Here is a 23252-nt window from a genome sequence, read left to right on the forward strand (position 1 = left end):
CACAGACGATCATGCGGTGGCCGTCCTCATTCCTGCGGGACCCGAGGTCACCTCACGAACGGCGGCTGCCGTACTAGGATCGGCGGATGCTAAGGCCTTTTTCAAAGAACTGGCCGGCCTGCGGCGGGCCCGGACGACGACCTGCGGCGTTGCGGCTTCGCCCGGATACAACACCGGTATCCGAACGAAACCGCGCCTTGCCGGATCGCCGTCCGGACTCCGCCTCGGCTCGGCCGCCCTTATGAAAAAGGCCTTAGCTGACGAGGAAGGCCTTCCGCGGTTTCCTTATCACCCGGATCCGGTCGGGACGGGTTCGATCGTGGCCGCCGAGGTGGTGTGCGCGTGCTGCGGACGGCGGCGGCCGTTCACGTATGTCGGCCCGGTCTACGCGGTGGAGAAGTTGGCCAGGGCGCTGTGTCCGTGGTGCCTCGCGGACGGCCGGGCGGCGGCGATGTTCGACGCGCAGTTCACCGACGCGAGCTGGCGGGTTCCGGACGACGTGCCTGCCGACGTGACCGAGGTGGTTCTCCGCCGGACGCCCGGCTTTGTGGGGTGGCAGCAGGAGCGGTGGTTGCACCATTGCCGCGACGCGGCGGAGTTTCATGGCGCGGTCGGGGCGGACGAGTTGGCTGACTTTCCGGACGCGCTGGAACACCTTCGGCGGGAGCAGGCCGGGTCTGGCTGGTCGGCCGAGGACAGGGACTGGTATCTACGAGCGCTGAGCAAGGACGGCCCGGTCACCGCGTATCTCTTCCGTTGCCGGCACTGTGGCAGTCACCTCGCGTACTCGGACTCGACCTGACCGTTTGTTCTCTGTCGCGAGGGCTCCGGCCTGCAACCAACCCACGTCTTGCCGCCGATCCGATTCAGCGGCGCGCCGGCGGTGGCTGCTCCGGATAGCGGCCGCCGGCCGCGGCGCCGGGCGGCGTGGCCGCGTCGATCGCGTTCAGCTCGGCCTCGGTCAGCTCGACGTCGACTGCCCGGGAATTTTCCGTCAGGTAGCGACGTCGTTTGGTGCCAGGGATCGGCACCACGTCAGGGCCGCGGCTGAGCACCCAGGCGAGTGCCAGCTGGGCGGCGGTGATGCCCTTGGCGGTGGCCAATTCGCGCACCCGCGCCACCAGCTCCATGTTGTGCCGCAGATTGTCGCCCTGGAATCGGGGCGTACCGCGCCGGTAGTCGTCGGCTTCCAACTGGGTGAGGTCGGTGATCGCGCCGGTCAGTAGCCCTCGCCCGAGCGGGCAGTACGCCACCAGCCCGATGCCCAGCTCGCGCAGGGCGGGCAGCAGTTCGGTCTCCGGCTCCCTGCTGAACAGCGAGTACTCATACTGTCCGGCGGTCACCGGGTGCACAGCGTGAGCCCGGCGCACCAGGTCCGCCGGGGCCTCGGAAATGCCGAGGTGGCGCACCTTGCCGGCCGCGACGAGCTCGGCCAGCGCGCCCCAGGTCTCCTCAATGGGCACCTGTGGATCGACGCGGTGCTGGTAGTACAGGTCGATGTGGTCCACGCCGAGCCGGCGCAGCGACGCGTCGCAGGCCCGGCGCACGTAGTCAGGGCGGCCGTTGATGCCGAAATAGCCATCCTCCGGGCGGCGTTCCACGCCGAACTTCGTGGCGATCACCGCGTGCTCGCGGCGGACGGCGACGGCCTTGCCGACCAGTTCCTCGTTGGTGAACGGGCCGTACATGTCGGCGGTGTCGAGCAGGGTGACGCCGAGCTCCAGCGCCCGGTGAACCGTGGCGATCGACTCGACGTCGTCGCGGTCACCGTAGAAATCGCTCATGCCCATGCAGCCGAGGCCGAGAGCGGAGGTGGTCAGGTTCTGGCCGAGCACGCGGTGATGCATCGCGGGGGTTACCTCGCCTCTCGGGCGTCGTGGGGGGAGACGGTCAGAAGGTGATGACGACCTTGCCGCGGGTGTGCTTGCCGGCGAACTCGGCGACCGCGCGCTGCGCCTCGGCAAACGGGAACCGGGCGCTCACCTCGACCCGCAGCCGACCCGACGCCGTCGCCTCGACGATCCGCTGCAGCAGGCCGTTGGTGGCCTCGATGTGGGCGTACGAGGCGCGCACCTCGCGGTCGAAGACCGGCGGACCGCCGGCCGGAGAGATGAGCAGCCCGCCGGGCTTGACGGCGGCGGCGGTTGCGGCCAGCGCGGGACCGGCATTGATCAGGTCGACGGCGACGTCGACACCGCCGGGAACGTGGCGCAGCGCCTCCTCGGTCGTGTCGCCGGAGGTGTAGTCGACGGTCGTCGCGGCACCAAGGCCACGCATGTGGTCGGCGTCCGACGGCGGCGCGGTCGCCACCACGCGGACGCCGGCCTGGGCGGCGAGCTGCACCACGAACGAGCCGACACCCCCGGTCGCGCCGACCACCAGTAGCGAGTCGCCGCCGTTCAGCCCGGCCTGCTCGACAATGCCGGTCGCGGTCATCGCGGCCACCGGCAGAGCAGCGGCGTCCACCGCGTCCAGCGTCTCCGGCCGGGCCGCCACCTCGGGGCCGTCCAGCGCCAACGTGTACTCGGCGACCGCGCCGGCGACCGGGTGGGTGAACGCCACCACCTCGTCACCGGGGGTGAATCGGGTGACGCCCTCGCCGACCGCTTCGACCGTGCCGGCCGCGTCCAGACCCAGCACGAAGGGATGCGACACCGGCATCATCTCGCGCAGCACTCCGGTGGCGAGCTTGACGTCGAGAGGGTTGAGCGCTGCCGCCCGCAGTTTGATCAGGATCTGGCCCGGCCCGGGCGCCGGCTTGGCCAGCTCGGCGATGGTGAGCTGGTCGATCGGGCCGTACGAGGGTGCGACGAGTGCCTTCATGGTGACGAGCCTTTCTGCGGTTCCGAGCCGACCATCCGAGCCGACCATCCGGGCCGGCCCGTGCGGAGAGAGGTAACGGGACCCGTCGCGAAAGACGAGATAAGTGGAATCTGTTCCACTTAATCGGAAGGCTATCCGGAAAGGTTTCCGATTGCAACGGTTGCGGCACCGCTGGCCCCGACCCGGTGAAGGGCTGCGTACACTGCCGCGACAGCGCAGGTCACGGCAGAATGGGCGGCAGGGCGCAACCGGCTGCCGGAAACGTGGCCGGGGGAGAGAGGACCGTCGGGTGGTGGGGGAGCCGGAGGCGGCATCGACGCCGGCCCCCGCGACACTGTCGATCGCGGGACAACCGGGAATCGAACGAGCCGACGCCGCCCGCAACCGCCGCAAGATGCTCGACGCCGCCGCGCGCATCGTCGCCACCGAGGGCGTCAAGGCGCTGGCCCTCGACGAGGTGGCGCGGGCCGCGGGAGTGGGCACCGGCACCGCCTACCGGCGCTTCGGCGACCGCGCCGGGCTGATCTTCGCGCTACTCGACGAGGAGGAGGCCGTTTTCCAGGCCGCCTTCCTGCAGGGCCCGCCGCCGCTGGGCCCCGGCGCGCCGGCGGCGGAGCGGATCCGCGCCTTCCTGCATGCCCTGGTGGACCGGGTGGAGGCGCAGCTGGAGATGTTGCTGGTCACCGAGGCCAGCTCGCCGGTGGCGCGATATCGCAGCGGGCCGTACATGATCTACCACACCCACCTGGCCAGTCTGCTCGGCGAGGCACGCCCCGACGTCGACCCGCACTACGTCGCGGCCGCGCTGCTCGCGCCGGTCTCGGCCACCCTGATCAGTTACCAGCTGCGCGAGCGCGGCCTCGGCACCGACGCGCTCAAGAGCGGTCTCGACGACCTGCTGCGCCTCAACCTCTGATCTCACCATCCACAGTGGCGCGGAAAGCCGGTCGCCCGGGCGCATCGGTCAGACCCCCGCAAGTCTCCGGGGCGACGGGCGCAGGTACACGTACCAGGTGATGACGAAGCAGATCGCGTAGAAGGCGATGAAGGCGATGTAGGCCGCGTCCGCGGTCTGGTAGGCCAGGAACGACTGCCGGAAGGCAAGATTGACGAGGACTCCGCCGAACGCGCCGATGGCGCCGGCGACGCCGATGAGCGCGCCGGAGAGGCGCCGGGCCTCGTGCTCCGCCGCCCGGTCGTGCGGGTCGGCCGCGCCGCCGGCGGTCAACCGCACGCCGGACCTGGCCCGGAAGATCGCCGGGATCATCTTGTACGTCGAGCCGTTGCCGATGCCGCTGAACACGAACAGCGCGATGAAGCCGACCAGGTACAACGGCAGCGAACGGTGCTGGGAGGCCAGCAGGACGATCGACGCGCCGGCCGCCATCGCCACGAAGTTCACGAAGGTGACCCGGGCCCCGCCGAGCCGGTCGGCCAGGACACCGCCCACGGGACGGATGAGCGAGCCGAGCAGCGGTCCGAGGAACGTCAGGTACGCGGCCTTCACCGGGGTGTCGAAGGTGTCGGCGAACTGCACCTGAAGCACCTGGCCGAAGGCGAACCCAAAGCCGATGAACGACCCGAACGTGCCGATGTAGAGCAGGGACATGATCCAGGTGTGCGGTTCGCGGGTGACGTCACGCATGGCCCGCTTCTCGTTGCGGGCATGGCTGAGGTTGTCCATGAACAACGCGGAACAGAGTGCGGCCAGCACGATCGCCGGCAGGTAGATGCCGGCGACGATTCCGGGACTGGCCGTCCCCAGGACTGCCAGCACGAACAGGCCGACGAGCTGGACCGCGGCGACGCCGAGGTTGCCACCGCCAGCGTTGATGCCGAGCGCCCAGCCCTTGAGCCGGTCGGGGTAGTACGCGTTGATGTTCGCCATCGAGGAGGCGAAGTTCCCGCCGCCGACGCCGGCCAGCGCGGCGATGAGCACAAGCGTCGCGTACGAGACACCGGGTCGGATCAGGAAGGCGCCGAGCAGACTCGGGACCAGCAGCAGCGACGCGCTGATGATCGTCCAGTTGCGGCCGCCGAACCGGGCCACGGCAAGGGTGTACGGGATCCGCAGCACCGACCCGACAAGCGCGGGCACGGCGGTGAGCAGGAATTTCCCGGCCGGATCGATGCCGTACTGCGGCCCGAGGAACAGCACCAGCACCGACCACATCGTCCAGATGGAGAAGCCGATGTGCTCGGAGTAGATGGAGAAGATCAGGTTGCGTCGGGCAATGCGGGATCCCCGGCGTTCCCAGAAGATGGGGTCCTCGGGCCGCCAGTCGTCGATCCAGTGCCCGCGAAGGGTCAGGCTGCGCCGGTCCTGCTCGATGCTGCCGGGAACGGCCGTGGTCATGGTTCCTCCCAGGTGAGTCCTCGGTCCGCTCGACACCGTGCGTGGTTCGCTCCTCAGGCCGGCGGCAGACCCACCACCAGGCGTCCGTCGGCGTCGGCACGGACCGGGTACACGGCGAGTGGGGGCTGTCCGGTGGTCGAACAGCCGGTCGCCAACTCGAAGATGTTCTGGTGCAGGGGGCAGACGACGACAGTCATGTCCACCAGGCCGTCCGCGAGCGGCCCGCCGGCGTGCGGACAGACCGCCGACACCGCGCGCAGGCTGCCGTCACGCAGCCGGAAGATGGCGATCATGTCGTCGCCCACGGCGTAGGCGCGCCCCTCCCCGAGGGGGATCTCGTCGACCGGCCCGAGCCGGTGTTCCACGGCGATGAGCCGGGCCATCACGCCCGCCTCGGGGAGGCCGGAGGGACGGGTACGGCTTCGCGGACCGGCACCTGGGGCAGGACCGCCAACGGCAGGGAGGTGCGGAACTGCCCCGGAGTGACCGGGTCGCGCCGTTCCAGCCACGGGTCCCGGTACGCGGCCACGGAGGCGGCCATGGCCGCGTCGAGCCGCTCCGCGATGCCGTCGCTGTCGTCGACGACCACCGCCCGGATGTGGTCGATGCCGAGCCGGGGCACCCACGCGTACGTGCGTTCCAACCAGTTCGCGCTCTCCCGGTAGTACTGCAGGAACCGGCCGGTCAGCGTGATGACCTCGTCGGGCGAGTCGACGACGGCGAGGAGGTCTCCCTTGCGTACGTGGGCGCCGGCGGCCCCGCCGACGTAGATCTCCCACTTGCCGCCGTCGATGGCAACCACCCCAAGATCCTTCACGTACGCCTCGGCGCAGTTCCGGGGGCAGCCGGTGACGGCGAGCTTCATCTTGCCGGGGCCCTCGATGGCCTTGAACCGGTCCTCGATCGCGATGCCGAGAGCTGTGGAGTCGCCGACGCCGAAGCGGCAGAAGTCGGAGCCGACGCAGGTCTTGACCGTCCGGAAGCTCTTGCCGTACGCGTACCCGGACGGCATGTCGAGGTCCGCCCACACCCTCGGCAGGTCTTCCTTGCGGATGCCGAGCAGATCGATGCGCTGGCCGCCGGTGATCTTCACAAGTGGTACGGAGTACTTCTCGGCCACCTCGGCGATCCGCTTGAGCTGCGCCGGTGTGGTCACGCCGCCCTTGATCTGGGGGACGACCGAGAAGGTGCCGTCGCGCTGGATGTTGGCGTGCACACGGTCGTTGATGAAGCGGGCGTCGCGTTCGTCGACGTACTCGTCGCCCCACATCATCCGCAGCAGCGAAGCCAGGCCCATCTTGCTCTTCGCGTCCTCCTCGCCGCCGGGCACGAGGGTGACGAACACCGCGGAGACGGATTTCAGGCCGTGTTCGCGGATCACCGCCATCAGCTCCGCCTTGGGCATCGGCACACCGGGGACGTACCAGCTCGCGGCCGGGTCGTCCTCGACCTTGCCGTCGGCGGCCCACTCGACGATCTGGGCGACCAGGCCCTTGCACGACCCGCAGCCCTTGCCGGCACGGGTGGCGTCCATGACACCGGTGAGCGTCTTCACGCCGCCGTGCACGGTGCCGACCAGCGCCCGCTTGGTGACGCCGTTGCAGTTGCACACCTGCACGTCGTTGCCCAGCTCCGCGGCACTCACCTCCGCCGACGGCGCGCCGAGGTCGAACAACATCTCGACCCGCTCCTTCGGCAGGGCGAGCCCACGGTCGAAGGCCTGCATGAGGAACGCGACCTTCCGCACGTCGCCGAGGAGGGTCGCGCCGACAAGCCGGTCGTCGCGGATGACGAGGCTCTTGTAGACGCCCTTGCGCGGCTCGGCGAAGACGATCGTCTCGTCGTCGTCGCGTTCCGCCTCCTTCAGGCCCATCGAGGCGACGTCCACGCCCGCCACCTTGAGCTTCGTGGCCAGCCGAGAGCCGTGGTACGCAGCGTTCGGGTTCGTCCCGGTGATGTGGTCGGCGAGCACTCGCGCCTGCTCCCACAGCGGAGCCACCAGGCCGTACGTCTCGCCGCGGTGCTGGGCGCACTCGCCGACCGAGTAGATGTCGACCTCGTCCTGCACGCGCATCTGGTCGTCGACGACGATGCCCCGCTCCACCGGCAGGCCGCTGGTCGCGGCCATCTCGGCGTTCGCTCGGATGCCGGCGGCCACGACGACGACGTCGCAGGCGATGGTCCGACCGTCTTTGAGCTTGACCCCCGTCACGGCGTGCTTGCCGAGCACCTCGGTGGTGTGCGCGCCGAGGACGACCTCGATGCCGAGTCGCTCGATGCTGCGGCGCAGGATCGCGCCCGCCTGAGCGTCCAGTTGCGCGTTCATCAGGTGGCCGGCGGCGTGTACCAGGGTCACGTGGGCCAGGTGGTTCTGCAGGCCGCGGGCGGCCTCCAGCCCGAGCAGGCCGCCGCCGATCACCACCGCGCGCTCGTGCTCGCGGGCGTACCGGATCATGTTGCGGGTGTCGTCGATGGTGCGGAACGCGAACACCCCCTGGTGGTAGCCGCGCCCAGGGCGGTGGATGCCGGGAATCGGCGGGACGAACGCCCGGCTGCCGGTGGCGATGATCAGCTTGTCGTACGGCGTCTCGGTGCCGTCGTCCGCGTAGATCCGCCGCGCGAAGCGGTCGACGCGGGTGACCCGGGTGCCGGCGTGCAGGGTGATGTCGTTCTCGGCGTACCACGACATGTCGTTGAGGAAGATGCCCGCCTCGTCGTCGACCCCGGAGAGCACGTTGGAGAGCAGGATGCGGTTGTAGTTGCCGTACGGCTCCTCGCCGAACATCGTGATGGCGAACTGGTCGCCCCCGCCGCGTTCGAGGATCTCCTCGACCGTGCGGGCGCCGGCCATCCCGTTGCCCACCACGACGAGGCGCCGGCGCTTGTCGACGGCGTCCATCAGACCTCGACCAGCCCCAGGTCGACGATCACGGTGCCGGACACCCCGGCGGGCGCCGCCACGTGCACCTCGAGACCGGTGCCGGAGTCGAGGTCCTCGACCACCCGCAGCGGCACGTGGACGTCGGACTTGGCGCCGATCGGGAAGTAGCGCATCGGCTGGCCGTCGCGCATGAGCAGGACACAGATCAGCTCGTCGCTGGCATTGCCGCCCCGGAAGTAGACCGGCTGGGCGACGACACCGCCCGGCACCACGTAGCTGAGCGTGCCGTCGACCAGGCCGGGCCGGTCGAGGCCCTTGCCCTCGAAGCTGTAGACGCCTTGCAAGAAACGGGGAGTGGTGTGCACAGCGACGCTCCCTTGCTCACAGAGATGCTGGATTGGGCGGTGGGTTGGTCAACAGGTCGGTGTCGTCCGGGCCGCCCGCACGCGCGATCGACACCGCGCAGGCCTTGAAGGCAGGCATCCGCGAATGGCGGTCCAGCGTCGGGTCGGTCAGCGCGTTCACCGCGGAGCTGCCGGCCCAGTGGAACGGCGCGAAGATGGTGTCGCGGCGGATGCCGTTGGTGAGACGCGCCCGAAAGAGCGCCCGCCCGCGTCGGCTGCGCAGCTCCACCACGTCGTTGTCGGCGATGCCGTGCCGGCGGGCCAGGTCCGGGTGCAGCTCCGCCCGGGCGTCGGGCAGCGCCATGGTCAGGGCGCCGACCCGGCGGGTCTGGTTGCCGCTCTGGTACTGCTGCATGTTGCGGCCGGTGGTCAGCACGTACGGATAGTCGGCGTCGGGCAGTTCCGCCGGATCCCGGTGCTCCACCCGGAAGAACGTCGCCCGCCCGTCGGCGGTCGGGAATCGGTCGATGAACAGCCGTGGCGTACCGGGATGGTCCTCGCTCGGACACGGCCAGAAGACCCCCTGCTCCGCCTCGATGCGCTCGTACGTGATTCCGGCGTAGTCGGCCGTCCCGCCGGCGCTGGCCCGGCGTAACTCGTCGAAGACGCGGCGCGGATCGTCGTCGAAGTACTGGCCGCGCCCGAGCCGGCCGGCGAGGTCGGCGAGCATCCGCAGGTCGGTGCGGACCTGCGGCGGTGGCGACAGGGCCCGCTGACGGCGGATGACGCGTCCCTCCAGATTCGTCATCGTGCCCTCCTCCTCGGCCCACTGGGCCGTGGGCAGCACCACGTCGGCCACGGCTGCGGTCTCGGAGAGGAAGATGTCGGAGACGACAAGCAGGTCCAGCGCCCGCAGCCGGTCCATCACCCGGTTGGCGTGTGGGGCCGACACCGCGATGTTGCTGGCGAGCACGAGCAGCACGCGTACTCCGTCGTCGGTCCCGAGCCGGTCGAGCATCTCCCAGGCCGACCGGCCCGGCCGGGGCAGCTCGTCCGGGTCGATGCCCCAGACGGCCGCGACGTGCGCGCGCGCCGCGGGGTCGTCCAGGCGCCGGTAGCCGGGCAGTTGGTCGGCTTTCTGCCCGTGCTCGCGGCCACCCTGCCCGTTGCCCTGCCCGGTGATCGTGCCGTAGCCGGAGAAGGGCCGTCCGGGCAGGCCCAGGGCGAGGGCCAGATTGAGGTACGCCTGCGCGGTGTCCGTGCCGTTGCTGTGCTGCTCGGCGCCGCGAGCGGTGAGCACCATCGCCGACGTGGCGGTCGCCAGCAGCCGTACCGTCTCCCGCAGGTCCCGTTCCGGCACGCCGGTCATCCGCTCCACCCGGTCCGGCCAGTACGCCGCCACGGTGGCCCGGACCGCGTCGAAGCCGCTCGTACGGTCGCGCACGTATGTCTCGTCGACCAGGCCCTCGCGGATCGCGACGTGCAGCATCCCGTTCGCCAGTGCGAGATCCGTGCCCGGCAGTGGCTGCAGGTGGAGGTGAGCGCCCCCCGCGGTGGTCGTACGGCGGGGGTCGACGACGACGTGCCGCGCGCCGGCGGCCCGTCCGGCGTCGAAGTACTGCATGGACGGCGGCAACGCGTCGGCCGGATTCGCGCCCACCAGTAGCACGGCCTGCGCCTGGGCGATGTCGGCCAGGGGGAACGGCAGGCCACGGTCGATCCCGAGGGAGCGGTTCGAGGCGGTCGCCGCGGACGACATGCAGAACCGGCCGTTGTAGTCGATCGACGCCGACCGCAGCGCCACCCGGACGAACTTGCCCAGCGCGTACGCCTTTTCGTTCGTCAGCCCGCCGCCACCGAAGGCTCCGACGCTGTCCGCGCCGTACCGGTGTTGGCTGGTACGGATGGCGTCGACGATACGGTCGAGGGCCTCGTCCCAGCCTGCCGGTCGCAACGGGCTGGTGCGGTCGGCGGGATCCTTGCGCACGAGCGGGCTCAGCAGCCGGTCACCGTGGTCGAGAAGGTCGGCAGCGGTCCATCCCTTGGCGCACAGACCGCCCCTGTTGACCGGGAATTCGGTGGGCGCCAGCAGAGGCGGCCCGTTGCCGATCGTCAGGGATATCCCGCACTGCATGGCGCAGTAGGGGCAGTGCGTATCGATCATGCACGATGCGCTCACCCGTCCGATGCTTGCCGGGCACTGTTTCCGATCCATACCGAGGTCGTAACGCTCTGCGACCCTCGGCCGCGTACGGAGGGCTGGGGTGGACGACGCGCGGGAGCCCGCCCGCCACTGCTTGCTCAGCGAAGATGGTCGGCGAGCTCACGCACCGCCTCGTCGAACGCCTTGTCGGATTCGCAGGGGCTGTGTCCCTTGATCGGTGGCGGAAAGATGTCGCCGGCCGGAGCGGTGACGCCGTGCGGGTCGCGAAGCCGTCGGTCCACCGTCGCCTGCCGGTCGGACGCGGTGGTTATCTCGTCGGGTCGGTGCGGTGGAAAGACGGGGCCGCCGATGGGGTCGGTGTCCCGCCACAGGTTCACCCACCGCCAGTCGACCCGGTCGGCGATCTCGTGAATCACCTCGTCGTTGAGGTACGCGGGAAACAGCCGGGCGTACAGCCGTCGCAGCGGCGAGCCGTGGGTGAGAAGGGCGATTCGGTCGGTGATCCGTGGTGGCAGTTGGAGCACGGTCGCGGCGATCAGGACGGAGCCGTGGCTGTGTCCGGTGAGCACCACCGTGTTGCCGGAGTCGACGAGGTGGGTGATCCGGCAGGTCAGTTCGGGAACGGCCCGTTCGGCGTAGCACGGCGGCGCGAACGGGTGGGCGGCTCGGGGCCAGAAGGTGCCCAGGTCCCACAGGACGCCCACGTACCTGCGGAATCCAGGGGTGCGGTAGGCGAAGATCCCGCCGATGACCAGGCCGACGATGATCGCGGCGATCAGGTAGCTGCCGACACCGATGCCGAAGTCGACGAAGCTGGCCGGCAGCCCCACGTAGCGCTGGATCAGTTCGCCCGGTGGCGTCGGCAGCAGGCCGAGCGCGACCATCGTCATGCCGATTCCGGCAAGGCAGGCGTAGAGCACCGCGAGCGGCACCAGTCTCTCGGTGAACCGCGCATGGGCGATGGTCCTGCGCACCTGCCGCAGCCGTGGCGTGGCATCGGTCGGCGCGTCCGGGAAGTCACGAGCGAGGATTGCCGACGCGGCACGGATCCGTCCCGGTCGTGACGCCAGCCAATCCAGGCCAGCGACGGCGAGCGTCACCAGCACCGCCAGTGAGAAGCCGAAGATCGCCCAGACGCAGGCACGCGGTGGGCTGGTGATCAGCGCCTCCGCGGTCGGTGCGCCCCGGTTCAGGACATCGGACACGCGGTAGGCCAGTTCGGCGGAGAACGTCAGTGCCAGACTGATCGCGGCGACGGAGGCCGCCAGGGCGCCGAACCCGAGCGAGGGCGCTCCATCCTGCTGTCGGTCCCGGTGCCAGAACAGCACCGCCCCCAGGGCGGCCAGCAGCACCGCCTGACCGATGAACAGCCCGACAACTGTCAGGTTGTAGCCGGGTAGCCCGTGCCTCTCCGGCCAGGAGGCGGAACTGGTCAGAACGTGGATCCAGACCAGCACGGTCAGAGCGAGGGCGACCGTACACAGCGCGCTGACCAACCGGTCGAGCCGCCATTCCGTGGGCGCGCTCAGCGGTGGAGTGCAGAGCAGCACCGCACACGTGATCAGCAGAAGCCCGGCAGCCGCCGTCAGCGCGACGGTGCCGGTCGACAAACCCTGTGCGGCTCGGGCGCCGAGCAGGCTGAGGTCCAGCGTGGCGAACGCCGCCGCGACGTGAATCGAGCGCAGTCGGCCGACCAGCGGGTCGTTGTCCCACCGGCCGACGGCGGTGAGCCGGTGCGCTGCGAGAGGCTGGCCGGCCGCGCGGAAGACGTGGAAGGGGAGTGCCGGCCGCGCGCTGAGCCCCCACACCAGGCTGATGGCCGCGACTGGCGCAAGCGCGAGCACCGCCAGGCGCAGTCCCGCCGGACGGCCCCCGAGCCAGGAGAGCCAACTGCGTCCGGCCAGACACTCGGGCGAGGACATGCACTTCCACGCGATCACATCCAGCGCGATCCCCACCATGCTCAGCACGTACATCCCGGTCAGGGTGAGCGCCAACAACCGGCACAGGGCCTTGATCACCGGGTCGGAGCCGGCTCTGGCCGGACGCATCCAGATGGCGAGGTTGATCAGCATGAACGGCAACAGGATCACCATTGCCAGCGTTCGCACCGCGTTGCCAGCAGGCAGGTTGTTCCAGCGGTAGGCCTCCAGCGTCACTCCGTCCGCCACGCCGCCCTCGTGGTTTCCCGGCCGCGGCCGGTAGAAGCCGCCCCGGTGGTCACCCGCCACCTGCTGCGCGTGCGGTCGATCCAGCAGGGCCTCCGGGCCGGTGGCGGACACCCCGTGCACCCGTAGTTCCACGAAGCCGTCAGCCCCGGCGCGTCCGCCCGCCTCTCGCCGATCCATCCGGTAACAGCCCCCTGGCGTGTACGCGGCTGACGCCGACCCGCTCGGCTGATCCGACGGCGCCCGCGTGGCGGACCGCGCGTACCCCACGAAGGGAAAAACAACCCTGAGCTGTGGGCGGGACCGCCCCGCCGTCGGCGCGGAATTGACGGCGACAAGCGGCGGTATGGCCAGACGGCATTCTTCGGGTATCGACTCGACGACCTGCCCCGTGTGGTACCAATACCCAGGCACGCGAAGCCGGCAGAAATGGGCGGCCCATGTCGACAAGGGCAGCGGCGCTGCTTCGAAAGCCGGGGCAACCGCAGCGACCCAGTCTGCTGGAACTCTTCTTCGACCTGGTGTTCGTCTTCGCCCTCAATCGGGTCTCACAACGGCTGGTCGAGGAGCTCACCGAGCAACGGATCGTCCTCGTCGAGGCTGGCGAGACGCTGCTGTTGCTGCTGGCCTTCATGGTGCTGTGGTTCGTCACGGCGTGGGTCACCGACCTCTACGATCCGCAGCGGCCGCAGCTCCAGTTGCTTGTCTACACGGCAATGCTCGGCGCGCTGCTGATGGCGGTCGCGGTGCCGCATGCGTTCGGTGACCGGGGTCTGGCCTTCGCCGGCGCGTACGTCGCGGTCCACATCATTCGTGGGCTGGTCATCGTCCCGCTGCTGCGTGGCCACGCGGCTCAGCGTCGAGCGGCCGGAGTGTTCTTCTGGTTCACGCTGTCGGCCCTGCCGTGGATCGCTGGAGGGATCGCGACGGACCTGGCCCGCAGCCTGTTGTGGACGCTCGCGATCGCCATCGACTGCGCGGCACTGCTGCTGTTCTATCCCGCGCCGTGGTCCCGACCCACCCAACAGCAGTGGCCCGTCCTGGCCGAATATCTGTCCGAGCGCTACCGACAATTCTTCATCATCGCTCTCGGCGAACTCATTCTCACAACGGGATCGGCCTACAGCGACACATCGTTTCGGCACAGCGGAGCCGCGGCGGCCTTCGCGGTCGCATTCATCACCACCGTGCTGCTGTTCCGCGTCTATCTCTTCCGGGCGGGCCAGTTGTTGCCCGAAGCCATCAGAGCCTCCGTCGAGCCCGCGCACCTCATCCGGGAGGCTTTCCTGGCGCACGTCCTCATGGTCGCGGGGATCGTCGCCGTCGCCGTCGGATACGAAATCGTGATCGAACATCCGTTTGGGCACACAAACGCGGCGTGGATCCTCGTCGTCCTCGGCGGACCGATGCTCTTCCTGATCGGGCGAGCCTTGGTGGAATACGCCGTATTCGCCCGGGTGTCCCACTCGCGGATCATCGGCGCTCTGACGCTCGCCGGCGCCTCGCCGTTCATGATCCTTCTGCCGCCGCTGGCCGTGGCCGTCACCGCCGTCGTCGTCCTCGCCGGCATCGCCGCCTCCGACGCCATCCACGCCAGGGGGAGACCGCCCGAGCGGCCCCATCCGCCCAACCCCAGACTGTGAGCGGCTGCCGCTGACACCGGCCCCAACTGTCCGGGGTTCCGGTGGTCATCGGCGGGGCTCCCAGCGGAAGAGGCGGGTGGCGAGGGCGACGGCGATGACGACCCAGCCGAGCGTGGGGGCGAGCAGAAGCAGTGAGTCGGCCACGGCGACGCCGCCGTTCCAGGCGTTCATTGTCAGTTCGGTGGCCGCGCCGCCGGGCAGCAGCCGCTTGAGCCAGGCGAGGTCCTCGGTGCCGGAGATGCCCACCCAACTGGCCACGGCGATCACCCCGAGGGTGACGGGCAGGGTGGTGACCTGGGCGTGTTCGGGGGAGTTCGTCAGCCCGGCCGTGGCCAGCGCCAGGCCGATCATCATGGCCGCGGTCGTGAGGACCGCCACCACCAGCAGGGCGACGTTCGCCGGTCCGCCGGCGACCACGGCCAGGGCGGTCAGGATCGCGGTCACCTGCACCACGGTGAGGAGGAGTACGGGCAGCAGGAGGCCGGCGAGGATGCCGGCGTCGCCTTCGGCGGTGGAGCGCAGCCGCTTGAGGAAGAGGTTCTGCCGCCGCGACGCCAACGTGGTGACGGCCGTGGCGTAGAGCCCGAACGCGGCCACGGTGAACACCACGATCGCGGCGACGTAGCCGAGGCTCCCGATCGCGGCGTAGGTCTCGTGCTGACGGACGAAGAACACGCAGACCGCGAGCGGGATGATGAGGCTGGTGATCAGTACCAGCCGGTTGCGGAAGATCTGGATCAGTTCGCTGGACGCGATGGACAACACGGTGAGGCTCCTGTCGGATGAACGAAATCAACTGTTGATGGCGCGGAAGACGTCGTCGAGCCGGGTCGGCCCCGCCGCCAGGTCCCGCAGCTCCGCGGAGTGGTCCTGCGCCCAGCCGAGCAGGAGGTGCAGGTCCTTCTGCAGCTCGAAGGTCTCGACCACGACCTTCCCGTCCCCGTCGACGGCGGCCCGCACCGGCAGCGTCGGCGTCGGTGCCGGGAGGGAGAAGCGGATGACCGCGGGCAGGGTGCGGGTCAGCTCGGAGACGGTGCCTTCCCGGTGGAGGGCGCCCTCGTGCATCAGCCCGATCCGGTCGGCGCGCTGTTGCGCCTCCTCCAGGTAGTGCGTGGTGAGCACGACGGTCGCGCCGTTCTCCCGCAGCCGGTCCACCGTCGCCCAGACCGCGTCGCGGGACTGGATGTCGAGGCCGGTGGTCGGCTCGTCCAGAAAGATCAGCTCCGGGCTGCCGTAGACCGCGGTGGCGAAGTCCAGCCGCCGTTTCTCCCCGCCGGACAGTTGCGACACCTTGCGGCCGGCTCGGCCGGTGAGGTCGACCAGGTCGAGCACCCGGTCGACGTCGTCGGTGCGTCGGGTGAGCCGGCCGACCAGACCGACCGACTCACGGACGGTGAGGTCCGGGGAGAATCCGCTCTCCTGGAGCATGACGCCCATCCGGGGACGTACCGCCCGCCGGTCGTCGGGGCTGCGCCCGAAGACGCGTACGGTGCCCGAGGTCGGCGGGCGGTGTCCCTCGACAACTTCCAGTGTCGAGGTCTTCCCGGCTCCGTTGGTGCCCAGCAGTGCGTAGAGCTCTCCGGGCCGTACCTCGAAGGAAAGATCCTTCACGGCGTGGAAGTCGCCGTAGGTGAGGTTCAGCCGTTCGACTTCGATGACGGGTGTGGTGGACATGCACCCATGACAGCGCGGGGACGGCCGACCCGTCAGTGGCACCACGTCATCACCGGATGTGACGTGGTGTCACTGGTCGTGGCCCCGGGCTGCCGGATACTGAGGCGGTGACCGCGAGATCGCCGCGCTTCACCGAGTCGACGCAGGGAAGGCTGCGCCGGCTCAACCTCGCCACGGCACTGCCGCCTGTGGTGTTCGCCGCGGTGGTCCTGCTCTACACCGACGCGCGTACCTGGTGGCACCTCGTCGTCCTCACGCCGGGGGCCGCGGCGGCCGTGGTGGCCTTCGAATGGTGGACGGCCAACGACCTCGCCCGGGTCGCGCTGCCCTGCCTGGTCGTGGCGGCAGCGGTCTGGCCGCTCGGGGTCCTGGTGACCGGCAGCCCCAACGCCTACTGGGGTGTCTGCGCCGTCGGCTCGCTTGCCCTGCGGGAGGTGCGACGGCGCCGGGCCCGGACGATGGCCGGGCTGTTCACCTATGTCGCCGCCGTCGGTACGGCGCGGCTGCTGGTGCAGCGGGACGACATCGGTCACGTCCTGCTGACGTACGTCCTGATCCCGACCGTCCTCACCGTCGTCGTGACGGTCTTCACGGTGGTGGGCGAGCGGTTCTACGACCTCATCCGGGAGCTCGAACAGACCCGGGAACGCGAGGCGGAGCTGGCCGTGGTCCGGGAGCGCGTGCGGTTCGCCAGCGACCTGCACGACATCCAGGGCCACACCCTGCACGTGGTCAAGCTGAAGATCGCCCTGGCCCAGCGACTGCTGCTCCGCGACTCCGCTCGGGCGGAGAAGGAACTGCGCGAGACGTACGCGCTGGTCAGCGACACCATCGCGCAGACCAAGGAACTCGCGTACGCGCAACGGCGGCTCAACCTGACCGCGGAGATCGAGAACGCGAAGAACCTGTTCGAGGCCGCCGGCATCCGGGTCCGGGTGACCCGGGAGGCCGAGGTCGATGCCCGCGCCAGCGAACTGCTCGGGCAGGTGCTGCGGGAGACGACCACGAACATCCTGCGGCACGCGCAGGCCACCCACGTGCAGATCACGCTCACCGGCTCGGGCATCAGCATCGTCAACGACGGCGCAACCGCCACCACGCCCCCCGAACTCAGGGGACTGGCGGCACTCAGGCAACGGGTGGCCGGCGACGGAGGCGAGCTGACCGTGGAACAGAAGGACCAGCGGTTCCTGACCGCGGCCGTCTTCCCAGCAGCTCGGGCCGACGCGGCCCCGACGGTCAGGGGGAGGGACCGCCGATGACCACGATCGTGCTCGCCGACGACGAGGCGCTGCTGCGCACCGCCCTGGCCGCGCTGCTGCCGATGGAGGGCGACATCACTGTGCTCGCCGAGGCCCAGGACGGCCGGACGGCGATCGACGCCACCCTGCGTCACCGGCCCGACGTGCTGGTCATCGACCTGGAGATGCCGGGCGTGGACGGCCTGGGCGCGGTCGCCGAGATCCGCCGCGAGCGACCGGAGCAGGTGATCCTCATGCTGACCCGGCACGCCCGCCCCGGCGTGCTGCGCAAGGCGCTGAAGCTCGGCGTCCAGGGATTCGTCAGCAAGTCCGCCGAGCCAGGCCACATCACCTCGGTCATCGCCACGCTGCACGCGGGGAAACGCTGGATCGACCCGGACGTGTCCGCGCTCGCCGTCACCGAGGACTGCCCCCTCACCGATCGTGAAGCCGACGTCCTGCGGGTCACCGCCGAGGGCTACTCGGTCGCCGACATCGCCGCGCGGCTCCATCTCGCCCCGGGCACCGTCCGCAACTACCTCTCCAACGCGATGCGCAAGACGCAGACCCGGACCCGCCACGAAGCGGCCCGCTACGCCCGCGAACACGACTGGCTGTAACCGGCGGTCCGGCCGGGGCTCCTGCCACGACCGGCTGGCCGAGGAGGTCGTGCGCCACGTGTGACCGCAGTCGACGCTTCCGGGAGTGCGTTGTACATACCAGTAGGTACACTGCTGGAATGGATTCGCGGAAACTCCTTGTCGACACGATGAGCGAGCTCATGTGGGAGCGCGGCTACGCCGACACCAGCCCGCGTGACGTGCGCGAACGGTCGGGTGTCGGCCAGGGGAGCATGTACCACCACTTCCCGTCCAAACGCGACCTTGCGCTCGCCGCGCTTGAGCGCAACGTCAACGACCTGCTGCCGGCCGTGTCCGAACTGGACGGCCCGGGCGACCCGATGGCCCGCATCGAGGCGTACCTGATGCGCACGCGCGACGCCCTCAAGGGCTGCAAGGTCGGCCGGATGACCCAGGACCCGCAGGTCCGGGAGGACCCGGTGTTACTTGCCCCGGTGGCGCGCGCGTTCGCTCAGGTACACGTCAGCTGGGTCCGGGTGCTGCGGGAAGCCATCGCCGCAGGCGAACTGCAGGACGACCTCGACCCCGAGCGTCTTGCCCACACCCTGATGGCCGTCCTGCAGGGCGGGTACGTGCTCGCGATCGCTCAGCAGGATCCGGGCCCGTTCGACGACGCTCGCGCCGGCGCACTCGACCTGCTCCGGGCGGCGGCGCCATCCGTGCTCGACACACAACAGGAGGAACTGAAGCCATGACGGTACGCATCGGCATCAACGGGTTCGGACGGATCGGGCGTAGCTACCTGCGCGCGGCCTTGGCGAACAACGCCGACGTCGAGGTGGTCGCGGTCAACGACCTCACCGACGCCCGCACGCTGGCTACCCTGCTCGAGTGGGACTCGGTTTCCGGCCACCTCGACGGTGTCGCCTTCGACGGTGACGCAATCGTCGTCCAGGGCACGCGCATGAAGGTTTTCGCGCAGTCTGATCCGGCCCTCATCCCCTGGGGTGAGGTAGGCGCCGATGTCGTCATCGAGTCCACCGGCCACTTCACGGACGGCCCCGCCGCGGCGGCCCACCTCAAAGGTGGCGCGAGGAAGGTCGTCATCTCGGCCCCGGCCAAGGGGGACGTCCCCACGTTCGTGCTCGGGGTCAACGACGACAGGCTCGACCCGGACAGCCACGACGTCTTCTCCAACGGCTCGTGCACCACGAACTCGCTGGCGCCGCTGGCGAAGGTGCTCAACGACTCGTTCGGCGTCGAATCCGGACTGATGACGACGGTCCACGCCTACACAAGCGACCAGCGGCTCCACGATGCCCCGCACTCCGATCTGCGCCGGGCCCGCGCGGCAGCCCTGTCGATCATTCCCACGTCGTCGGGCGCGGCGAAGGCGATCGGTAAGGTCATCCCGGAACTCGACGGCCGTCTCACCGGCTCCGCTCTACGCGTCCCCATCCCGGCGGGGTCGATCACCGACCTCACCGTGGTCCTCCGGCGACGTGCCGATGCCGAGGACGTCAACGCGGCGTTCCGCGAGGCGGCCGGCTCCCCGCGGCTGCGGCACTACCTGCAGTACTCCGAGGCGCCGCTGGTCTCGGTGGACATCGTCGGCAACCCATACTCGTCCATCTTCGACGCGCCGCTTACCGAGACCGTCGGCAACCAGGTGAAGGTGCGCGGCTGGTACGACAACGAGTGGGGGTTCTCCAACCGCCTCGTCGAGTTCTCCGAGCGGATCGCCGGGACAGCGGCGGCCTGACCGTCGCGGATAGTCCACATCTGCCGGGAGGTCGAGGTAGGTGCACATGCCCGGGTGAACGGCGTCACACTCGGTGCGCCGCACACCCGGGGACGAGCACCTTTATCGATGGGCCGAGGGTTCCGCCGGTTCCAGGGCCGGTGCCGCGACCGGCGCGGCGGCGTGCTTGCGGACCAGGACGAGCACCAGGACCCCGCCGGCCAGGGCGGTTCCGGAGGCGATCAGCAGGGTCGCGTTCAGTCCGTCAGCGAACCCGTCCGGCGAGCCGTGCCCGTCGGCGATCCGGTTGGTGAAGACGGTCCCGAAGACCGCGACGCCGAACGCGAGCCCGAGCTGGCGGAACGTGTTGAGCGCCCCGCCGGCCATCCCGCTGCGCTCGCGTGGCACTTCGGCCATCACCGCCGAGGCGTTCGTGGGCAGCACGCAGCCGACGCCGAGACCGGCCACGATCAGTCCGGGGATCAGGGTCGCGCCGGTGCTGTCCGTGTCGATCCTGGCCTGCAGCAGGTTTCCGACGGCGATCAGGAGCAGCCCGAGGCCGACGGTCCAGCGCGGGGCGATCCGCTGCAGGAACCGGCCGGCGGACGCGCCGACGACCAGGGCAGCGGCGGCCATCGGAAGGGCGCCGTACAGGCCGGCGTCGACGGGGCCATCGCCGAGTACCCGCTGCAGCCAGATCATGCTGAACGGCAGGTAGCTGAACGCGGCTGCGTGGGCGAGGAACGCGGCGACGATCAGCACGGTGAACGGCACCCGGCGGAACAGGGTCAGGTCGAGCATCGGGTGGTCCGAGCGGGTTTCGGCGAAGAGGAACAGGACCAGGGCGAGCAGGCCGGCGGCGAACGCGGCCAGGGTTACGCCGTCGGTCCAGCCGGCTTCACCGGTGCGGATCAGACCGTACGTCAGGGCGGCTGCCGCCGCGGTGAAGCTGATCGTGCCGGGCAGGTCGAAGCGGCCACCCCACGGCGCCCGGGACTCGCTCACCCCGCGGATCGTGAACCAGACCGCGACCAGGCAGATCGGCAGGTTGATCAGGAACACCGAGCGCCAACTGAAGTGCTCGGTGAGCAGGCCGCCGGCGAGCGGGCCGGCCGCGGCGGCGACGCCGTTGACCGCGCCCCAGATGCCGAACGCGACGCCCCGGTCGTGGCCGTGGTAGGTGAAGTTGAGCAGGGCGGCGGTGCACGCGAACATGGCCGCGCCGCCGAAGCCCTGCAGGATCCGGCCGGCGATCAGGGCCTGCTCGTTCGGGGCGAGCGCGCAGAGCAGCGAGGAGATCGCGAAGATGCCGATGCCGCTCAGGTAGGTGCGGCGGCGGCCGAACCGGTCCGCGAGCGAGCCGGCGCCGAGCACCAGGGCGGCCAGGGACAGGGCGTACCCGTCGATGACCCACTGGAGGTCGGTGTAGTCCGCGTGGAAGTCGTCGGAGATCGCCGGAAGGGCGACGACGACGATGAGGACGTCCACCAGCAGGAGGAAGGTGCCGAGGCAGACGGCGATCAGTGGTGACCATTTGCGCATGCACTGCAGGATGCCGACCCTCGCACAATTATCTCTAGTCGGAGTCATCATTCCTGCGGATCTCGACGTTCGATAAGATAAGGCGGTGGAAATCGACGATCTGGACCGGCAGGTGACGCACGCCCTGCGGATCAACGGCCGGGCCGGGTACCGGGAGATCGGCACAGTGCTCGGTGTCTCCGACCAGACGGTCGCCCGGCGTTACCGTCGGTTGCGCGCCGAGGCAGGGCTGCGGGTGGTCGGCATGCCCAACCCCATCGAGCTGGGGTACGAGACCTGGTTGATCCGCCTGCGCGCCGCCCCGGACTCGGCGTTGCCGATCGCTGGCGCATTGGCCCGCCGCCCGGATACCGGCTGGGTGTCGATCACCTCGGGTGGTACCGAGATTGTCTGCAACGTGCGGGTGCCGGCCTCGGTCGACCGGGAGACCCTGCTGCTGCAGAAGCTGCCCCGGACCCCGCGGGTGACCTCGGTCAGCGCGCACTGCGTGGTTCACCAGTTCGTCGGCGGGGCGGTCGGCCCGGACCTTCATGACGACGCGCTGACCGCCGAGCAGATCGCCGCGCTGACCCCGGTCTGGGCGGCACCGGGCGGTGGCCGGTCGGCGGCGCACCTCACCTCCGCCGACGCGCCGCTGCTGGAGGCGCTCGCCTGGGAGGGGCGGCTCAGTTACGCGCAGCTGGCGGCCTCCACCGGCTGGCCGGAGTCGAGCGCCCGCCGCCGGATGCAGGAGCTGTTCGAGTCCGGGTCGCTCTACACCGACGTGGAGGTCGAGCCGGAGCTGTACGGGTTCCGCGCCGCGGTCCTGCTCTGGCTGGCGGTGAGTCCGTCCCGGCTGGCGGCGGTCGGTGCGGCGCTTCGCGAGCACGAGGAGATCGTCTTCGCGGCGGCCACCACCGGGCCGACGAACGTGCAGGCCTTGGTGCTCTGCCGGGATATGCCGGCGTTCTACCGGTACCTGACCGAGAAGCTGAGCTCGCTGGAAGGCGTGGAGCGGGTCGAGTCCGAACCGCTGCTACGAAACGTCAAACAGCTCGGCACGGTGCGATGACACTTGGTGTAGGCGGCGGCTGGATCTCCTCTCGTGGTGAGGGATCGGGCGACCGACGGTCAGGCGTGGGCGGCCACGGACTCGGTGCTACCCGTACGGAGCTTCGCTGACCAACTCAGATGAGGAAGACGTAGCAGTCACGGAGGATGCTGACGTCGTCGTCCGACTCGGGCCAGGCGACAAGCGGCTGACCGTGCACGTCGAGGTCGTCGGGCCAGCCGGTGAACACCGGGTCGATGCTCAGCTCGGCCGCGACCTGCGGTGCCGCGCACTCGCCGACGAAGTCCCACAGCTCGTCGGCGTCAAGCCGTTCGGGCGGCCCGGTGCGACCGAGACGGGCCAAGGCGCGCTGCTCGATCGGCAGCGGCTCACCCGTCGACGTCTCCGGCTTCTCACTGCTGAAGCGGCGCACGATCTGCCCACGCGAGCCGACCAGCCACGCGTCGCCGTCGCCCTGGCTGCCGTAGAAGTAGGCCTGCGCGTCGCCGTACCGGGAACTCAGCTCCTGGACCCAGCCTTCCACCTGAGGATCGTCGTCGGGACCGCAACTCGGGCCGGAGACCACCGTCCAGCCGTTGAGCATCGGTGAGATGAAGACGTGTCGCCACGTACGCGATCGGTCGGGCCCGCCGTGACCGAGGTGGGCGACGAGCGTCTCGCCGAGGCCGTAGGTGGCGGGCGCGGACCTGGTCAGACCGAGCACCCGCATGATCTCCTGCTGGTCACCGCCACGCACGGTCAGCCACGAGTTGAAGCAGCCATCGATCGAGTACGGCCGGTCGTGGGGAAGCTTGATCGCGATGAGCCGTCGCAGCACGGCCAGGTCCGCGGGGTCGAGCGCCAGTTCGCCGCCGAGGTGCAGCAGCGCGAGCAGCGCGGGCCGCCGGGCCGGCGCGGGACCATCGCGGCGGATCGCCCGCAACTCCGGCAGCATGGCTGCGTCCAGGTCACCGAAGCCCTTGTCCGCCGCGTCGGTCAGCAGGTCCACGAGGTTCACAGTGGACACCCTAGCCCCGGCGACTCACCCCGGGACGGGGCCTCGT

20 protein-coding genes are annotated in these 23252 nt (G+C 70.1%); 8 read left to right on the top strand and 12 right to left on the bottom strand.

The features are described 5' to 3' along the window. Positions 1–802 (top strand): CbrC family protein (locus ACLQ29_RS23935; RefSeq protein WP_425773707.1); only part of this gene is annotated, 802 nt, incomplete at its 5' end. Between the two features lie 64 nt (positions 803–866). Here ACLQ29_RS23935 and ACLQ29_RS23940 read toward each other — a convergent pair. Continuing rightward, positions 867–1847, bottom strand: coding sequence for an aldo/keto reductase (locus ACLQ29_RS23940; protein ID WP_425773708.1), 981 nt, complete (start codon positions 1845–1847; stop codon positions 867–869). 43 nt (positions 1848–1890) lie between these two features. After that, entirely contained in the window at positions 1891–2823 is a 933-nt protein-coding gene (locus ACLQ29_RS23945; protein ID WP_425773709.1) for an NADP-dependent oxidoreductase, read from the bottom strand. A gap of 289 nt (positions 2824–3112) precedes the next feature. Between ACLQ29_RS23945 and ACLQ29_RS23950 the strand changes: the two genes are divergently transcribed. After that, positions 3113–3739 carry a TetR/AcrR family transcriptional regulator gene (locus ACLQ29_RS23950; RefSeq protein ID WP_425773710.1) on the top strand — a complete coding sequence of 209 codons (627 nt, stop codon included), beginning with the start codon at positions 3113–3115 and terminating at the stop codon, positions 3737–3739. Between the two features lie 48 nt (positions 3740–3787). On the opposite strand, the gene ACLQ29_RS23955 is transcribed toward ACLQ29_RS23950, so the two are convergent. From ACLQ29_RS23955 to ACLQ29_RS23980, 6 genes are all read right to left on the bottom strand, one after another. Further along, positions 3788–5179, bottom strand: a complete 1392-nt coding sequence (locus ACLQ29_RS23955; protein WP_425773711.1) for a nitrate/nitrite transporter — start codon at positions 5177–5179, stop codon at positions 3788–3790. Positions 5180–5232: 53 nt separating this feature from the next. Continuing rightward, positions 5233–5562, bottom strand: coding sequence for a Rieske (2Fe-2S) protein (locus ACLQ29_RS23960; RefSeq protein WP_425773712.1), 330 nt, complete (start codon positions 5560–5562; stop codon positions 5233–5235). Next, positions 5562–8078, bottom strand: a complete 2517-nt coding sequence (nirB, locus tag ACLQ29_RS23965; protein WP_425773713.1) for a nitrite reductase large subunit NirB — start codon at positions 8076–8078, stop codon at positions 5562–5564. Before nirB ends, ACLQ29_RS23960 begins: the two co-directional genes overlap by 1 nt. After that, a complete protein-coding gene (locus tag ACLQ29_RS23970) occupies positions 8078–8425 on the bottom strand; it encodes a hypothetical protein (protein WP_007462233.1) in 348 nt (115 codons plus the stop codon). Before ACLQ29_RS23970 ends, nirB begins: the two co-directional genes overlap by 1 nt. A 16-nt stretch (positions 8426–8441) precedes the next feature. Continuing rightward, entirely contained in the window at positions 8442–10568 is a 2127-nt protein-coding gene (locus ACLQ29_RS23975; RefSeq protein ID WP_425773714.1) for a molybdopterin oxidoreductase family protein, read from the bottom strand. A gap of 137 nt (positions 10569–10705) precedes the next feature. Further along, positions 10706–12916 (bottom strand): hypothetical protein, encoded by a 2211-nt coding sequence (locus tag ACLQ29_RS23980; protein WP_425773715.1) that lies wholly within the window; start codon positions 12914–12916, stop codon positions 10706–10708. A gap of 260 nt (positions 12917–13176) precedes the next feature. Here ACLQ29_RS23980 and ACLQ29_RS23985 point away from each other — a divergent pair, with 260 nt between their 5' ends. Next, positions 13177–14379, top strand: coding sequence for a low temperature requirement protein A (locus tag ACLQ29_RS23985; RefSeq protein ID WP_425773716.1), 1203 nt, complete (start codon positions 13177–13179; stop codon positions 14377–14379). A gap of 45 nt (positions 14380–14424) precedes the next feature. Here ACLQ29_RS23985 and ACLQ29_RS23990 read toward each other — a convergent pair whose 3' ends face one another. After that, positions 14425–15144, bottom strand: a complete 720-nt coding sequence (locus tag ACLQ29_RS23990) for a hypothetical protein (protein WP_425773717.1) — start codon at positions 15142–15144, stop codon at positions 14425–14427. A gap of 27 nt (positions 15145–15171) precedes the next feature. Next, entirely contained in the window at positions 15172–16053 is an 882-nt protein-coding gene (locus ACLQ29_RS23995; RefSeq protein WP_425773718.1) for an ABC transporter ATP-binding protein, read from the bottom strand. A 107-nt stretch (positions 16054–16160) separates the two neighbouring features. On the opposite strand from ACLQ29_RS23995, the gene ACLQ29_RS24000 reads away from it, so the two are divergent. The 4 genes from ACLQ29_RS24000 to gap all read left to right on the top strand — a co-directional run bounded on the left by ACLQ29_RS24000 (position 16161) and on the right by gap (position 19637). Then, positions 16161–17315, top strand: a complete 1155-nt coding sequence (locus tag ACLQ29_RS24000) for a sensor histidine kinase (protein WP_425773719.1) — start codon at positions 16161–16163, stop codon at positions 17313–17315. Next, the gene (locus ACLQ29_RS24005) at positions 17312–17914 is read left to right on the top strand and encodes a response regulator (protein WP_425773720.1); all 603 of its coding nucleotides are present in this window, start codon (positions 17312–17314) and stop codon (positions 17912–17914) included. The genes ACLQ29_RS24000 and ACLQ29_RS24005 overlap by 4 nt, the downstream gene beginning before the upstream one ends. A gap of 119 nt (positions 17915–18033) precedes the next feature. Continuing rightward, positions 18034–18630: a TetR/AcrR family transcriptional regulator gene (locus ACLQ29_RS24010; protein WP_425773721.1), complete on the top strand. Its 597-nt coding sequence runs from the start codon at positions 18034–18036 to the stop codon at positions 18628–18630. Beyond that, positions 18627–19637 (top strand): type I glyceraldehyde-3-phosphate dehydrogenase, encoded by a 1011-nt coding sequence (gene gap / locus ACLQ29_RS24015; RefSeq protein WP_425773722.1) that lies wholly within the window; start codon positions 18627–18629, stop codon positions 19635–19637. Before ACLQ29_RS24010 ends, gap begins: the two co-directional genes overlap by 4 nt. A 102-nt stretch (positions 19638–19739) precedes the next feature. Here the strand turns inward: gap and ACLQ29_RS24020 are convergent, their stop codons facing one another. After that, the gene (locus ACLQ29_RS24020) at positions 19740–21158 is read right to left on the bottom strand and encodes an MFS transporter (protein ID WP_425773723.1); all 1419 of its coding nucleotides are present in this window, start codon (positions 21156–21158) and stop codon (positions 19740–19742) included. Between the two features lie 85 nt (positions 21159–21243). Between ACLQ29_RS24020 and ACLQ29_RS24025 the strand changes: the two genes are divergently transcribed. After that, complete coding sequence (locus ACLQ29_RS24025; RefSeq protein WP_425773724.1) at positions 21244–22209, top strand: Lrp/AsnC family transcriptional regulator; 966 nt, start codon at positions 21244–21246, stop codon at positions 22207–22209. 115 nt (positions 22210–22324) lie between these two features. Here ACLQ29_RS24025 and ACLQ29_RS24030 read toward each other — a convergent pair whose 3' ends face one another. After that, entirely contained in the window at positions 22325–23206 is an 882-nt protein-coding gene (locus ACLQ29_RS24030; RefSeq protein WP_425773725.1) for a hypothetical protein, read from the bottom strand. Between the last annotated feature and the right edge of the window lie 46 nt (positions 23207–23252).

It is taken from the genome of Micromonospora sp. DT228 (assembly GCF_049841595.1).
Taxonomy (GTDB): Bacteria; Actinomycetota; Actinomycetes; order Mycobacteriales; family Micromonosporaceae; genus Micromonospora.